Here is a 15,223-nt window from a genome sequence, read left to right on the forward strand (position 1 = left end):
GAAAGTATGTGAAAACTAAGGAACCGCCGTATACGGAACCGTACGTACGGTGGTGTGGGAGGTCGGTAGATAAAATAATTATCTACCTCCTACCCGATTTCTTCTTGTTCCTCTTATCGAGAAAGGCAAGAAACGCAACAACCAAACTGCCAAAGGATATCAGCAATGCTAATATTCCAATGAAAATCGAAATGATTTCATAAGCTGTCATGTTACGCACCTCCCTTCTTCTCACCGGCTGACCGGCTATGTAAGTTCGTGAGACTGCCACCCTGTCATGGGCGCTTTCCTGCATGGTATTACCATGCAAAAACAGATTATCATTTTTCCCACTCAATTCAACAATAATCTACATTGTTTACAGATTAAATTCCAGCTACCACATCAATCCCTTATGATGATAATTTTCTGCTTAAAGATTTTTCTTTTCTTCCTCCCTTCGCTGTGCTACAATGGGACAAAACGAACACACAGGGAAAGGACGTCAGCACATGTGGATTGCAGATAAATGGAAAGAATATGAAGTAATAGATTGTTCTAAGGGAGAAAAACTGGAGCGTTGGGGTAAATACCTTCTGATTCGGCCGGACCCCCAGGTCATCTGGGACACTCCCAGAACTAACCCCGGATGGAAGCAGCCAAACGCCCATTATCACCGCAGCAAAAAAGGCGGCGGAGAATGGGAATTTTTCGACTTGCCAAAGCAATGGGATTTGCATTATAAAGATCTGACATTTCATTTAAAGCCGTTTAATTTCAAGCATACCGGCCTGTTTCCGGAGCAGGCTGTCAATTGGGACTGGTTCCGTGAAAAAATCAAGCATGCGCACCGGCCCATAAAAGCGCTGAATTTGTTTGCCTATACCGGAGGGGCTACTGTTGCCGCTGCTGCCGCGGGAGCCAGTGTTACCCATGTGGACGCTTCGAAGGGAATGGTTACCTGGGCAAAGGAAAATGCCGCTGCCTCCGGGCTCTCGGATGCGCCTATCCGGTGGATTGTAGACGACTGTGTAAAATTTGCAGAACGTGAATTAAGGCGGAATAACCGCTATGACGCCATTATCATGGACCCGCCCTCTTATGGAAGAGGCCCCAAGGGAGAGATTTGGAAAATTGAGGACGCTGTATATCCGCTGGTAAAGTTATGCACCAGGCTTCTTTCGAATCAGCCTCTGTTCTTTTTGATTAACTCTTATACCACCGGCCTGCAGCCGGCAGTGCTTGCCTATATGCTCGGCACAGAACTGAAACAATTCGGCGGAATTATAGAGGCCCAGGAAATCGGGCTTCCCGTTTCTTCTAATGGATTGATTCTTCCCTGCGGCGCAAGCGGGCGCTGGGAAGCATAATATTACTCCGGCGGCTCAATATCGCGGTATCTTACGTGCCAAACCTCCATCTGCTGCAATATTAAACCGCCGGGGAGCGTAAAATGTTTTTCTCATTTCTGTAAATACTTCTCTGCTGCCCGTACGGTATTAACCAGATAGCGGACTGCTTCTGCAGGATGGCTGCCGGCAGCAGTTTCACCGGTTATCATTACACTGGCGGCTCCCTCCTGTACGGCGCGGAAAATATCAGATACTTCCGCCCGTGTGGGAACAGGATTTTTTTCCATGGAGGCTAACATTTGGGTGACCACCATAAAAGGCTTTTGGGCTTCGGCGCATGCTGCCGCAATTTCTTCCTGCACAGCCGGAAGCTCCCACAGCGGCATGCTGTTGCCCAAATCTCCTCTGGCAATTACAATCTGATCCGCATAAGGCATCAGTTCTTCCAAATGCTCTGCGCCTTCCAGGTTTTCTATCTTGGCAAATATCTCCAAATCCGTAGCTTCTGCCCGTTCCAGTTCTTTTTTTAATTCCTTCAAATCCCCGGCACTGCGCACAAAAGGCTGCATCACTCCGGTCACCCCATGAAACTTTGCGTTACGGATATTCTTCCGGTCGCTCTCTGTCAAAACCGGCAAATGCATCCGAACACCCGGCAGGGCGATGCTCTTTTTTGACTGCAGAATGCCGCCGCGGATAATCCTGCTGGAAGCAGTTTTCCCTGAAATTCCTGTGATTTCAAGCTGAATTTTTCCATCGTCTAACAGAACCTCCTGGCCCGGCTGCAAATACTCAAAAATCAGCTCCGGCACCGGAATTTCCTTTTCATTCCTAAGCGGCTGCCGCTGATCATTCTCGCCCCGCAGGCACACCTGTGCTTCTTCCTGCAGCTTAACCGGCTGTTTAAATGCTCCAATCCGAAGTTCCGGCCCGCATAAATCAATTAACAGCCGGGAGCAGACACCGGCTGCACTGGCGGCAGCTCTTATCATTTCTGTCCATTCCCGGCTTTCTTCCAATTCCATATGGGACAGGTTCAGACGAATTCCTGTCATTCCCAGACGAAACATTTCAGTCAGTATTTGCTGATTTGCACAGGCAGGTCCGATGGTTCCGTAAATCTCTGTATTTCCCATTTTTCCTGTTCCCTTTCGTATGCTGAATAAAATTTAACCGCCGGAGTAAGATTACGGAATTTCCTCCCCAGGCTCTTCTTTTTCCTTTTCCGGATCTACATAAGAAAAAGCATTGGAAATCTTGGCATTCTCTGCGGTCAATTCCACCTCTTCCCGATAAAAGGCAATCACCGGAGTTCCCACTTTTACTTTTTCATACAGTATGGTAGCCACCTCTAAAGGCGCATTGATGCAGCCATGGGAGCCGCTGCTTTTATAGATTTCACCGCCGAACTTCCCATTCCGCCAGGACGCATCGTGAATTCCCACATTATAGGCAAAAGGCATGAAATAGGTAACATCTGATTCATAGTCCTCCCCTTTCAGCACAGCGGGGCTCTCTTTATAGACAATTTTGAACACTCCGTCGGGAGAACCGTTGTCCCGGCTGATATTGCCTGTCACCACATCTGTTTCCACCACCAGGCTTCCGTTTTCATAATACCAGAGATGCTGCTTGGTGTAATCAATTTCAATATAAGTATTTCCGATATCGTCTTTTCCTTCTACAAAGGGACGCTGAGAATAAACCGGTTCCCGGCTTACCGGCTCACCGGCTTCCAGATCAGCTATAATCTGTTCCGCTTCTCCTGGTTTATTGAGAATCCAGCCGTAATCTCCGCCGCCGATTTCCACAGTATCGCCGGAAGAAGTTTTAAAGGAACGGACATCTGCGTATGTATTATAAGTGCTTGCAAGATTCTGCACATATTTTTCAATTTCGTCTGTTTTCAGGGAAACACTGTAATTATCCCCCAACTGAATAAATCCGCGGATCTGCTCTTTGGTCAGCTTTTCTTCATAATCCTTGATATCATAGGTGATTTCTGCATTCTCATATCGATTGATCCGATCCATAGTTTCTGTCACCAGGTCGCTTTCACTGGTATATTCCGGATTTACGTAATCTTCATCTGTCAGGCTTACTTCAGAATCTCCGGCGGAAACCGCCTGTTTCACTTTTGCCAGGACGCTTTCAAACACCATATGGGTTCCCATTTCTTCCGGTTCAATATAATACCCGCTGTCTCCCAGTTTGATTTCCGCATTTTCCGGTTCAACGATATTTTCTTTCTGAAAACAATCCATTCTTGACACTGCGTTTGAGATTAATTCTTCTTTATAGTTCATGGTAACCGGAACTTCATCTTTTACCGGCTCAAAGATTGCCAGAATCCAGCGAATGGGCTCTTGGGCCTTCAGCAGCTTCTCCACAGAGCCATCCGGCACATATTCACACTCAATATCCTCACCGTAAATATGATGTTTTTCTCCTTTTCTGTCATACACAGTCAGAAGATAATCTTCTACGCCTTCTCCTACTTTTCCTTCGGCTTTTTCCAGGCTCATTCCCCCTACTTTCCATCCATTGATTCTGGTTCGGAAGAAAAAATGGCTGCTGAAATAGAACACCATGCCGAAATAAACGGCTGCCAACAGCAGGATAACGCCTGTGATGCTTCCTATGATAATTCTCCGTTTTCTTCTGCGCGCTAATTTTTCCCGCATATGTATTCCTCCTTTCGGCGTGTTTCAGGGGGTGCTTCGAACGCTGTATACTTTTCGGCCGGTTTGGGTCCCTCCTCGACAGTCATCAGGTCTCCTCCCAAACCGGCCCGTTTTCTGCTTCGATCGCTGTATACTTTTCGGCCGGTTTGGGTCCCTCCTCATGACAAGACATATATCATTAATTCTTCTAGTTTATTGTTTTGTTTTAGGCGGGGGTATACTCGGGTGTTTACCATTTTCTTTTCGCTGCCTACATTCCGGATATAGGAATATTCTACCATGGTTTTCCCCTCCTCGAATTGTTTTATCATATTTTCCATTGAAAATACCTTAAAAAATGTTTCCCGATAATCCTTCTGAACGACCTCATCGGCCAACAGCTGCAGCATCTTCTCGTATCTTGTGGAATTATAATCATCCTGCAGGATTTCGGCCAGGAGTTTTTCTTCCTGAGGGCCTTTCAGAATGATATATTCATCTGTGCTGATTCTGACTAAAACAACTTTAAAGTAATGATTCTTCTTTTGTATCTCGTTATACTCCATAGTTAATTGACTTTCCTCTATTTTATCTGTTCTGTACTTTTCTGTCTTTCATCTTTTATTAAAATTATCTTAAAATTTTCCTAATAAATGCTCCGATAAACTGGAATTTTTCTTTCCGGAACGCATATGCGCGTTTCAGGAAAATTCTGAAAGCTGTATGATTTTCCCGCTTTCCAGGCTTTTCTTTACATCAATGATTCTCTGGTTTTCTGAACCGCGAAAACGCAGGGAAATGTTTTTCTTCTCCTGCATGAACTCTCCGTCCACCAAAACATCCAGTAAAGAAAGAACTTCTTCTGTAACCTCGCACACGGCTCTGCCCTGTCCCTGCAGATCCCTGTCAAAAAGATATCCGCTGTAGCACCAGATCGTCTTATGGGGATAGGCTTCTTTGACCCGGCAAAGAAACGGAAGCAGCGCCCTTTGGTTTTCCGGTTCCATAGGTTCTCCGCCAAGCAGCGACAGCCCTGCAATATAGGATGGTTTCAGCATCTCCAGAAGCTCCTGTTCTGTCTTTTGGGTGAACTCATTTCCAAATGCAAAGTCCCAGGTTTCTCTGTTAAAGCATCCGGGGCAGTGATGGCTGCAGCCGGAGACAAACAGGGAAACACGCACACCTTCGCCATTGGCGATATCTGTTTTCTTAATTTCACCGTAATTCATAACCGTTCACCTCTGCATTATAATTAGGAATCTACAGATGCAGCACCCGCTCCTGAATTTCCTGGGTCCTTCCCTGATTCCAGAACTGTGTGCCGATGTAACCGCAGGTTCTTCGGGCAACATTCATTTTATCCTCGTCCTGATTCTGGCAATTGGGACATTCCCACACTAATTTTCCGTCGGTGTCCGATACGATTTTAATTTCTCCTTCATATCCGCATACCTGACAGTAATCGCTTTTGGTATTCAGTTCCCCATACATGATATTATCGTAAATATGCTGTATAACCGTCAGTACCGCATTCAGATTTCCCTGCATATCCGGCACTTCCACATAGCTTACCGCGCCGCCGGGAGATAATTTCTGGAACTGGGCTTCAAAAGTTAATTTACTGAACGCGTCTATTTCTTCTGTCACATGAATGTGATAACTGTTGGTGATATAATTTTTATCGGTCACTCCCTCTATCATTCCAAACCGCCGCTGCAGACATTTTGCAAATTTATAGGTGGTGGACTCCAAAGGCGTTCCATAAAGACTGAATGCAATATTGGTTTCCTGTTCCCATTTTTTGCATGCCTGATTCAGCCGTTCCATCACTTCCAGGGCAAAGGGCGTGGCTTTTGGATCAGTATGGGATTTCCCGGTCATATATCTGGTGCATTCGCAGAGCCCTGCGTAGCCCAGGGATATGGTGGAATATCCGCCGTACAGCAGCCTGTCAATGGGCTCTCCCTTTTTCAGCCTTGCCAGGGCTCCGTACTGCCACAGAATGGGCGCCACATCCGAGGGAGTTCCTTTCAGCCGGTTGTGGCGGAGCATCAGCGCTTCTTGGCACAATTCCATCCGTTCCTCTAAAATTTCCCAGAATTTGTCCATATCTTTCCCGGAAGAACATGCTGCGTCCACTAAATTCAACGTCACCACACCCTGGTTGAACCGCCCGTAAAATTTCGGTTTTCCCTGTTCATCGTGATAAACTGTCAGAAAAGAACGGCAGCCCATACAGGGATAGCAGTTGCCCTGTTTATTTTCCTTCATGACTTTTTCGGAAATATAATCCGGAACCATGCGTTTTGCCGTGCATTTTGCCGCTAACCGGGTCAGCTCCCAGTAAGGGGCGCCTTCCCGGATATTACTTTCTTCCAAAACATAAATCAATTTGGGAAATGCCGGCGTAATATACACGCCTTTTTCATTTTTCACCCCCTGCATCCGCTGCAGAAGCATTTCTTTAATCACCAGTGCCAGGTCGTCTCTGGTTCTCCCCTCTTCCACCTCGTTCAGATACATGAACACCGTAACAAAAGGCGCCTGTCCGTTGGTGGTCATCAGGGTAATCACCTGATATTGTATCATCTGAACGCCCCGGCGGATCTCTTCTTTGACACGCATTTCCGCCACTTCGTTGATTTTTGCTTCCTCTAACGGCAGGCGGGCCGCCTGAAATTCCCGCTGCACCATTTTCCGCAGCTTCCGCCGGCTGACGTCCACAAAAGGCGCCAGATGGGACAGCGTAATGCTCTGGCCGCCGTACTGGGAGCTGGCGATCTGAGCAATGGCCTGGGTGGCAATATTGCATGCCGTGGAGAAACTTTTGGGCCGTTCAATCATGGTTTCGCTGATTACTGTGCCGTTCTGCAGCATGTCCTCCAGATTCACCAGACAGCAATTATGCATATGCTGGGCAAAATAGTCGGAATCGTGAAAATGAATTACGCCGTCCTCATGAGCCCGCACTATCTTTTCCGGAAGCAGAAACCGCCTTGTAATATCCTTGCTGACCTCTCCGGCCATGTAATCCCGCTGCACGCTGTTTACCACAGGATTCTTATTGGAATTCTCCTGTTTGATTTCTTCATTGTTACATTCAATTAAACTTAAAATCTGTTGATCTGTGGAATTGGATTTGCGCACCAGGGCGCGTTTGTAACGGTAGGTAATATATTTTCTGGCAACCTCATATGCCTTGTATGCCATAATCTCATTTTCCACCATGTCCTGGATCTCTTCCACATTGTAAATCCGCTCCATGGTTTCACAAAAGCCGGAAATCTGCTTTGCAATCGCTTCCACCTGCTCTTTGGTCAGCCTGTCACCCTCTGTCACTTCTCTGTTTGCCTTATTCACCGCGTCGATAATTTTGCTGGCGTCAAACCCTGTTTCTTTCCCGCTTCTCTTGATGATTTTCATTCCCAAATCCTCCAAAAACAACTAAATATAGTATTTTTACTTACCCCCGGCACTACATGTGCTCTCCCATTATATGATCATCAGCATAAAAAAGCAAGATGAAAAATACAGTAATTTGTCGTGTAGTTGTCAGATATTATGTTCCTCATCTGCCTGTTCTGAGACATTTTCTTCCTGTTCCAATTCATGGATTTCCGGAAGATCCTGATTCTTTTCCGCTCTCTGGCGGTAAGCCTTGGTTCTGTAATTCAGGTACAGGATATTGACGATTTCCACAATTCCGTCCACCAGTAAAATACACGCCGTGTAATTCTGGAAAAATTTCATATCTTCAAAGGGCTTCAGTATCACGGATACACTGCAGCCCAGCAATAAAACGGTAACAGCGAAAAATCCTGCCCACGCCGGATCGTCCATACATTTTAAGTCCAGGGCGTATTGCAGTTTAATGACCCCCGACAAAAGCAGCAGCAGTCCCAGCGCCGTTAAAAAAGAAGCTGCAATCCGTTCTGCACTGACTAACCCGCAAATACCCAGCAGCACAAACAGCACGCCTTCCGAGAACCCGTATTCGTTCAGACGTTCATAGCCCGCGGACATAAAATAGCGGACAATCATGTAAATTCCCAATACAACCACAAATCCGCAGATAAAATAGCAGATGTCTTTCACCTCTATCCGGGGCACAAAAAGTATCAGAGCAGCCACTGCAATAAAAATTACCGCAGCCGCTGACACCACCATTGTGCTGAACAGATTTTTCTTTTTCTCGTCCATTTCACACACTCCTATCATTCCGTAAAATTATATCTTTTATGAAAACAATTTCTGTTATGGCATATCATACCACATCTTATCCTTCATCTCCATAATTTTCCTGATTCTTTTTGGGACAATTTATGTTATTATTATATCAAATTTATTACAATTTTTTTAAATTTTTTTCTCAAAAATCTTGAAACTCATGAAAAAAGGGATTATTATATTAATCGGAAATAATCTCGAACTCAAACAGCAATTTTTTACCATACAGGAGGCATGTTACAAATGAAATCTCAGAAATTTTTCGCACTTGCGCTGAGCTGTCTGCTTTTTATGGAGACGCCTTTTACTTCAACGGCTGCTCCTTTAGTTTCCGCTTCGGAAGCTGTTACCGCAGACACTTCGTCTCTCAGCGGCACACAATCCCTGACACTTACATCTGATCGCAAGGCAGCAAAGCCAACTTCCCTGAAATTAAATAAAACTTCTGTTACCATTTATACAGAAAATACATACCGCCTTAAGGCGTCCGGCAAATCTTCCGGTAAAGTTACCTGGAAATCATCCAAAACAAAAATTGCATCGGTAGACCAGAACGGAACCGTCACCGGCAAGACCCCCGGAACAGCCACCATCACGGCTTCCCGGCCCGGCATCAAGGCTTCCTGCAAAGTAACTGTCCGGAAAAATCCCCACAGACTGAACCGGGAATCTCAGATTCTTATTCTGGGAGACAGTACAACCCTCTACCTGAGCAATGTTTCAAAGGAAGATTCTGTTTCCTTCCGGCTGGCAGATCCCTCCTCCGAAGTGGTTGACATCACCAGTACCGGAAATAAATGCAAAATTACTGCAGAAAATCCCGGCACTGTAACTTTAGAAGCTGTCTGCACTTCCCGGGAAAATAATCAGAAAATAACCAGTAAAGGCACCTGTACCGTTCAGGTGTTAGAGAAGGGCATCGATCAGCAGCAGGTTGCCATGGCAGTGGAAACCACCAAAGCCTTCACTCTGGAAAACATTGAGAAGCCGGATTCTTCCATTACCAATACCTCCTGGACTTCTTCCAATCCCCAGATTGCCAGTGTCGGCCCCACCAGCGGCGTTGTCACAGGCAAACAGCCGGGAACCGCCCAGATTACGGCAACTGTTAATTATTCCGACGGTACTTCTTCGGATTTTCCCACCACAGTGCGTATCTCAGATCCGGAGATTAAATCTTCCAGTACCGTACTGTCACTTGGGAAAAAACAGAAAATCAAGCTCACCGGCACAAATGCTTTCAGTACCGTTAAGTGGAAAGTGAAAAAGTCCTCCCTGGCCTCCATTGATCAGGACGGCACTGTAACTGCAGGCTCTACGGCCGGAAAGACAACCATTATTGCTGAAGTAGACGGCAAAACCATTAAGCATCAGTTAATTGTGACGAACCCTCAGTTAACCTCCACCTCCAAACTGATGTCTGTTGGAAAGAAAATAAAGGTTCCTCTGGCGGGTGTGTCCTCCAAAAGCAAAATTACATACAAATCCAAGAAAAGTTCTGTGGCAAAAGTGGACAAGTCCGGCAGGATTACCGGACGTTCTGCAGGCCGCACAGATATTATCATAAAAGCAGACGGAGTAACCTTTACCTTCCATGTGGAGGTTGTCTCCAAACGCGCGCTGCAGGCATGCAAAACCGGCTACAAGATTATGTACAGTTCTTCTTACAGCCAGGGAAGGCGTATGTCCTCCGGATATTACGACTGCAGCTCCCTGGTATTCCGGGCTTACGGGCGCGATTCCAAATTACTGGGTGGAACTCCCTCCTGGGCGCCGACGGCCGCTTCCATGGCAGCTCATCTGGAAAGAACCGGCAAAGTCATTTCCTATAAAGGGCTTGACGCCTCCAAGCTTCTGCCCGGAGATTTGATTTTCTACCGGATGCGCCGGGGAAGCAACGGCAGATACCGGAATATTTACCATGTTTCCATGTATTACGGAGACGGCTACCGGTTGGAAAAACCGCTGCGGCCTTATTATAAGGAAAGCCATATTACAATGATTGCAAGACCTCTCAAAAAATAGAGAAAGCAGTTCCATTGATTAGAAATTTTAACGCCGTAATGGATAGAACAGGCAAAGCAACAGTTTATTTTGGGATCGGATAGCGTATTAATTATGGCTGAAAATTAAGCGCTTTCATGAAAAAGGGGGGCTGACGCATTAAGAAAGACAATTACAAGATATGATATAATTTCCATCTACAAAATATTATATCTTGTATGTTCACTTCTTAATGCGACAGCCCCTTTTCATTTACACAGCCGTATTGCCAAACTAAATCAAATATTTACGGATAATATAGGATGGGGAACAACTCCATGCATGACAGTAGCTGTTTACCATTTTTGAACCGTAAGGCGCAACATTTTTATCTGCTGGATCATACAGTTCCCAGAACGTATCCGCCCCGTCTTTCACCATCTCGCCCCAATATGCACGCATAAAACTAAGCGCAACTTCCTTGCGGTTGTTTTGTACAAGCGCTTCAATGAAATGATGATACATATATGGCGTTACCATACGAATCTTTGGATCAATTACAATCGTGTGCTCTAACAGCTGTGCGTTTTTCGCCTTATCTCCAAACACATCAGCCAATACCATCCATACCTGGGATGCCCAGGAAATCTGCTTTTCACTTCCGCTGACAAAGAATCCTTTTTCGGCATCCCAGAGTTTCATAGCCCCTGCTATTGCCTTCTCCAGATATCCCGTATACTCTTTTGCTTTCTCTTCATTCTGATCGAATTCTGCAAGTTTAATCCCATGACGAAGGGCATAAACCAGAATCCCTTGTGCTCCTGCCTGTTTATTAAGACCATCTGCCCAGTCAATGAAGCACCACCAAGTTTCCTTATCTTTCACGATACCTTCATCATCCAGCTCTCTCACTGCCAGTTCAATCTGACGATATGCTGTAGCTGTAAGGTCTTTTCTGGTTTCCTCATCCTTTGTTTCCATATAATAATCATACAGAATTGATACAAAGAATAAGGAATAATCGAATAGCGCCGTATCATCTACCTGATATTTGGGTTCTGTGAACAGGCATGCCCCTACACGACCTTCATTCATTGTAAGTCCAGCGTAAAGATATAGATCATGCTTTACCAGATCATTATTGTGGAAGGTTACATAATTTGTCTGAGCCTGAAGTCTCAAATCACCAATCCAAAGACGCCTGTCTCTCTTTGGGCCATCTTCAAATCCTTTCTGCATACATCCCTGCATAGTCCTTAGTGCGACTCTGTCCATCTTAGACAAATCCTCATCAAACGCTGGAAGCGCTGTTACCTTTGACATATCAGCAGAAGTTACAGAAGTACATGAAACCTTTTCTAATACCACTCTATATTTAGAGGAAGTATCGATTACTTTTATTTCCATATAGCGGAATGCGTATCTTCTTGGCATTTCAATTACTGTCGGCAAAATATCAATGTGCAGAAATTCTTCCTGAATCCAGCCCTTCCCGATATCACCGCTATATTCGCCAGAGTTCTCCACTATTTCTACAGGTATTTCACCAAATTTGATACGTATGTAAGCTGGTGCATCTGGCGGACTTCCCGCTGAAGTAATATTAAATTTCACATACCCAACATTATGGTTTCCAAAGTCTAGTATTACCTTGTCATCCCTTCCCATCTCAATATTCTTGAGTTCTTCAATATCAGACTTAAATACTGCTTTATAATTGTCCCCGTCTGGTTCGATTGTTACAATCTGTTCTGGCGTAATTTCTGTTTTAATCAATTCCGGTATCAATGCATCCGCTTTTTTAATAAAGTCATCATTTACGATCATTTCAAAATTTTCCATACTATTTGTAATAGCCATAATTTTTCTCTCCTTCCTTATATCATTTTTTCTATTCCATCTGCCCGATTCCATATTTCTTCTGAAGCCGGATCATAATTGTGCCTGCCACTGCACTGACAAGAACAATGCCAGCAAATCCGAACATCGTCATCTGGATACGTTGTCCTGCAACCAGCCATGGCGTAATCAGCGCAAATAATCCACAACAAAATCTTGAAAATCCATTGATAAATCCCTGCATAGACGCACGTGCATCTGATGGAAAAGATTCCTGCGTCCACACCTTATAAATTGCTTCTCCTGCAAACTGATTTCCAATATTATAACAGGCAATCATTGCAATAATCATAAATAAAGTTCCCCCGCCAAGCGCTATGCCAAGCATAGCGCCCGCTTGAATCACAATACCGACAAAGAAGAATTTGTTACGGTTTTTACTTCCTGCAGCCGAGGCAAATAATGCAACTAAAAATAATCCTAATACATTAAGTGCAATCCCTGTTCCCGTTGCAACTGACTGCGATGCATTCGCCTTAACCAAAATGTAAGTTTGGAATTGACCAAATGTATTTGCAAGCAAATTCCAGCATACATAAAAGATAATAATGCAAAGGAATAATTTTGTAAATTTGCTCTTTTCTTTTCCATTGGTTAAAATCTTTGTAAAAGATACTTCTTCCCCACTTCCAGAAGAGCTTTCCGCTGCGCGATAACGATTGCCTGCTTCATGAAATTCCTTAAATTTAGGGGAAAATGTTCTCCACAAAAATGCTGCTGCTGCAATTCCACCCAGAAGGCCAAATACAATTCTTGCTCCTAAATCACCTTCTACAGTAGATACAATAAACGCCATAATATAAGATGCAAACACACCTATCTGCCAAAAAATCTGTGTTGAAGACACCATGCCGGCTGACGTACGCTCGTCTGGTGCATCATGGGAAATGACCGTCAGACTAATTGGAAGATCCGCACCTGACGCAAAACCTGCCAAAACCAATCCCGCCAGCAGCATTGGAAAATTTCCTGACAATACACATATCAAAGCTCCCGCCGCATAAAGAATATTTAATGAATTAAATGCACGAATCAACCCCATACCCTTGCTGATTGTTCCTGCGAGAAGAGATCCTGCTGCTATTGCGAATGTCAATGCTCCAGAAAGAATTCCCACTTGTCCCTCTGTCAAGCCCAAGCCAGCCTGCCATACTGTAATCGTAGCAGAAAGACCAATAATAATACCAGAACCCAGCATTGATCCAATACCGGCTGCCCCTACAAGCGGAGCATATTTTTTTACACTTTTATCCTGACTCATAAATCTGTACCTCTTTTCTCATATTATTTCTTTCATAGTTCATTTTTCTGATACACGTCTTGTTTCCAAATCTGCCTGAATCTCTGGAAACTGTTTATCCAATTTATAGAAAGACATCGTAACCAGAGAACAAATCAGCAATATCAATGGAATGTAAATATACATTGCCTTAATCGCAGTCAATGCTTCTGCCGTCTGCACAGCTGCATCAGAATTATACTTTCCCCATGACAGCAAAAGACCAGATATCCCGCCTGCCGCTGCCTGTGCGATCTTTCCTAAGAACCCATTTACAGACGACAGTGTACCTGCTGCCTGAACTCCTGTTTTCCATTCACCATAATCCACCGGATCTGCCTGCATAGAGAAATAGATACTCTCTTTTATTCCATATCCAAGCGCTGTAATAAATGCGCCGCAGACAATCCCGGCCGTATTCATGTTTGCTGCAAGTATTATCGCTAATCCAACGAACTGTACTCCCGCTGCAGCGGAATACAAATTTCTTTTACCCAGACGTTTTGCCAAAAATGGAACTGTTAAGTTAGCTGCCATAGGAACCATTGTCATAATCGTCGCAACAAGTGACGATAAGCCCGTGCTTCCTATATAATATTTGTAATAATATACCAGCGCGCTTGACTGGATAAAATATCCTGTCCATTGAAATAGAATATTAACTGCAAATAATTTCCAGGGCGTATTATGTACCAATGATACGATTGTTTCTTTTAGTGTTGCAGATTTCGCACTTTCCTGCAGATTGGTTTCTCTTACTAATGCAAATGTAAGAAAAAAGCATATACAGCCGACAACTCCAAATATTCCCATTACCATTCTAAAACCAAGACCTTCATTTCCATGTCCAATAAGTTCTACCATCGTAAGCGCTGTAGCTGAAACAATCGTTGAACCCAAGAATGCTAAAAACTTTCTCCATGTTGCAAGCACGGTACGCTCATTCATATCATCCGTAAGCGCTGGCAGGATAGAAGCCAGCGGGATATTTACCACTGTATACATAAATGATAAGAAGATATATGTTACATATGCATAAAGCAACTTTCCATCCGGGGATATATCCGGAACGCTAAATGCTAAAAATGCCGCCAACGCAAATGGAGCGGCGCCAAACAAAAACCACGGCCTGCTCTTCCCCCAACGGGTACGGGTCTTATCTATGGCAAACCCAACTAACAGATCTGTGATACCATCAATTACCCTGCATATGATAAACATCGCTGCAATTGCCTTTGCATCCAGTTTCATAATATCTGTATAAAAATACAATAAGTACAAACTAATGACCTGCCATATTAAGTTACATGCAAAATCGCCAAGTCCATACCCAAATCGTTGTTTATACAATGCTCCTGCCATTGACTTATTAGAAACTAAGGCATTACTCATTTCCATTCCTCCTCTAGGTACTCTTCCTGACATCAGAAACAAAATTTGACCGGTCATTACTTTTTCATTTCCCATGTGTTATTAACATTATATGATATATTGTATAAAGTTTTAATTGGGAAAATAGCCTTATTCTATTGACATTTTTTGTCATGCTAATAAAATAAAAATGTAGAACACAAAATTGCTTATATGGCCCTTTTTTAAAACAGATTAAAGAGCATATGTTCTGTCATGACTGTATTTATGATTGAAATTTTCCAAAATACTATGATTCGCTTATAAAACATATACAATTTATCAAATGCAGACACAAAAAAATCACTTGATTCGCTCATTCCGTCCATACATTTTTATACAATTGCAGTAATAGCAAAAAAAGTCTATTTTCCTATCTTTATTTTAAATACTTAAAATCAAATATTTGTACATTTTGCACAACAAAATTG

The 15,223-nt window shown here is 43.9% G+C and carries 12 protein-coding genes; 2 read left to right on the forward strand and 10 right to left on the reverse strand.

What is annotated here, in order from left to right; all coding sequences use genetic code 11:
* Nucleotides 1–82: 82 nt before the first annotated feature.
* Nucleotides 83–295, reverse strand: a complete 213-nt coding sequence (locus tag ACTO17_RS15335) for a putative holin-like toxin (RefSeq protein ID WP_482558540.1) — start codon at nt 293–295, stop codon at nt 83–85.
* Between the two features lie 196 nt (nt 296–491).
* Between ACTO17_RS15335 and ACTO17_RS15340 the strand changes: the two genes are divergently transcribed.
* Nucleotides 492–1,349 carry a class I SAM-dependent methyltransferase gene (locus ACTO17_RS15340; RefSeq protein ID WP_482558541.1) on the forward strand — a complete coding sequence of 286 codons (858 nt, stop codon included), beginning with the start codon at nt 492–494 and terminating at the stop codon, nt 1,347–1,349.
* 92 nt (nt 1,350–1,441) lie between these two features.
* Here ACTO17_RS15340 and pyk read toward each other — a convergent pair whose 3' ends face one another.
* The 6 genes from pyk to ACTO17_RS15370 all read right to left on the reverse strand — a co-directional run bounded on the left by pyk (nt 1,442) and on the right by ACTO17_RS15370 (nt 8,194).
* Entirely contained in the window at nt 1,442–2,467 is a 1,026-nt protein-coding gene (pyk, locus tag ACTO17_RS15345) for a pyruvate kinase (protein WP_482558542.1), read from the reverse strand.
* Nucleotides 2,468–2,518: 51 nt separating this feature from the next.
* A complete protein-coding gene (locus ACTO17_RS15350) occupies nt 2,519–4,015 on the reverse strand; it encodes a L,D-transpeptidase family protein (protein ID WP_172536036.1) in 1,497 nt (498 codons plus the stop codon).
* Between the two features lie 158 nt (nt 4,016–4,173).
* Nucleotides 4,174–4,560, reverse strand: coding sequence for a hypothetical protein (locus tag ACTO17_RS15355; protein WP_172536037.1), 387 nt, complete (start codon nt 4,558–4,560; stop codon nt 4,174–4,176).
* A gap of 135 nt (nt 4,561–4,695) precedes the next feature.
* The gene (gene nrdG / locus ACTO17_RS15360) at nt 4,696–5,223 is read right to left on the reverse strand and encodes an anaerobic ribonucleoside-triphosphate reductase activating protein (protein WP_482558543.1); all 528 of its coding nucleotides are present in this window, start codon (nt 5,221–5,223) and stop codon (nt 4,696–4,698) included.
* A gap of 31 nt (nt 5,224–5,254) precedes the next feature.
* On the reverse strand, nt 5,255–7,417 hold the full coding sequence (gene nrdD, locus ACTO17_RS15365; protein ID WP_172536039.1) for an anaerobic ribonucleoside-triphosphate reductase: 2,163 nt from the start codon (nt 7,415–7,417) through the stop codon (nt 5,255–5,257).
* Between the two features lie 129 nt (nt 7,418–7,546).
* Complete coding sequence (locus ACTO17_RS15370) at nt 7,547–8,194, reverse strand: DUF308 domain-containing protein (protein ID WP_482558544.1); 648 nt, start codon at nt 8,192–8,194, stop codon at nt 7,547–7,549.
* Between the two features lie 270 nt (nt 8,195–8,464).
* Between ACTO17_RS15370 and ACTO17_RS15375 the strand changes: the two genes are divergently transcribed.
* Nucleotides 8,465–10,246: an Ig-like domain-containing protein gene (locus ACTO17_RS15375; protein WP_482558545.1), complete on the forward strand. Its 1,782-nt coding sequence runs from the start codon at nt 8,465–8,467 to the stop codon at nt 10,244–10,246.
* 252 nt (nt 10,247–10,498) lie between these two features.
* On the opposite strand, the gene ACTO17_RS15380 is transcribed toward ACTO17_RS15375, so the two are convergent.
* The 3 genes from ACTO17_RS15380 to ACTO17_RS15390 are packed head-to-tail and all read right to left on the reverse strand — an operon-like array spanning nt 10,499 to nt 14,774.
* Nucleotides 10,499–12,118 (reverse strand): alpha-L-rhamnosidase-related protein, encoded by a 1,620-nt coding sequence (locus ACTO17_RS15380; RefSeq protein ID WP_482558546.1) that lies wholly within the window; start codon nt 12,116–12,118, stop codon nt 10,499–10,501.
* On the reverse strand, nt 12,096–13,364 hold the full coding sequence (locus ACTO17_RS15385; RefSeq protein ID WP_172535172.1) for an MFS transporter: 1,269 nt from the start codon (nt 13,362–13,364) through the stop codon (nt 12,096–12,098). The genes ACTO17_RS15380 and ACTO17_RS15385 overlap by 23 nt, the downstream gene beginning before the upstream one ends.
* A 39-nt stretch (nt 13,365–13,403) precedes the next feature.
* Nucleotides 13,404–14,774 carry an MFS transporter gene (locus ACTO17_RS15390; protein ID WP_482558547.1) on the reverse strand — a complete coding sequence of 457 codons (1,371 nt, stop codon included), beginning with the start codon at nt 14,772–14,774 and terminating at the stop codon, nt 13,404–13,406.
* Between the last annotated feature and the right edge of the window lie 449 nt (nt 14,775–15,223).

It is taken from the genome of Petralouisia sp. (assembly GCF_056822245.1).

Coding starts and splice junctions, on each gene's coding strand:
- nrdG (WP_482558543.1), bottom strand. CDS start 5,223: ATGAATTACGGTGAAATTAAGAAAACAGATATCGCCAATGGCGAAGGT.
- ACTO17_RS15380 (WP_482558546.1), bottom strand. CDS start 12,118: ATGGAATCGGGCAGATGGAATAGAAAAAATGATATAAGGAAGGAGAGA.
- ACTO17_RS15385 (WP_172535172.1), bottom strand. CDS start 13,364: ATGAGTCAGGATAAAAGTGTAAAAAAATATGCTCCGCTTGTAGGGGCA.
- nrdD (WP_172536039.1), bottom strand. CDS start 7,417: ATGAAAATCATCAAGAGAAGCGGGAAAGAAACAGGGTTTGACGCCAGC.
- ACTO17_RS15340 (WP_482558541.1), top strand. CDS start 492: ATGTGGATTGCAGATAAATGGAAAGAATATGAAGTAATAGATTGTTCT.
- ACTO17_RS15355 (WP_172536037.1), bottom strand. CDS start 4,560: ATGGAGTATAACGAGATACAAAAGAAGAATCATTACTTTAAAGTTGTT.
- ACTO17_RS15335 (WP_482558540.1), bottom strand. CDS start 295: ATGCAGGAAAGCGCCCATGACAGGGTGGCAGTCTCACGAACTTACATA.
- ACTO17_RS15370 (WP_482558544.1), bottom strand. CDS start 8,194: ATGGACGAGAAAAAGAAAAATCTGTTCAGCACAATGGTGGTGTCAGCG.
- ACTO17_RS15375 (WP_482558545.1), top strand. CDS start 8,465: ATGAAATCTCAGAAATTTTTCGCACTTGCGCTGAGCTGTCTGCTTTTT.
- ACTO17_RS15350 (WP_172536036.1), bottom strand. CDS start 4,015: ATGCGGGAAAAATTAGCGCGCAGAAGAAAACGGAGAATTATCATAGGA.
- pyk (WP_482558542.1), bottom strand. CDS start 2,467: ATGGGAAATACAGAGATTTACGGAACCATCGGACCTGCCTGTGCAAAT.
- ACTO17_RS15390 (WP_482558547.1), bottom strand. CDS start 14,774: ATGAGTAATGCCTTAGTTTCTAATAAGTCAATGGCAGGAGCATTGTAT.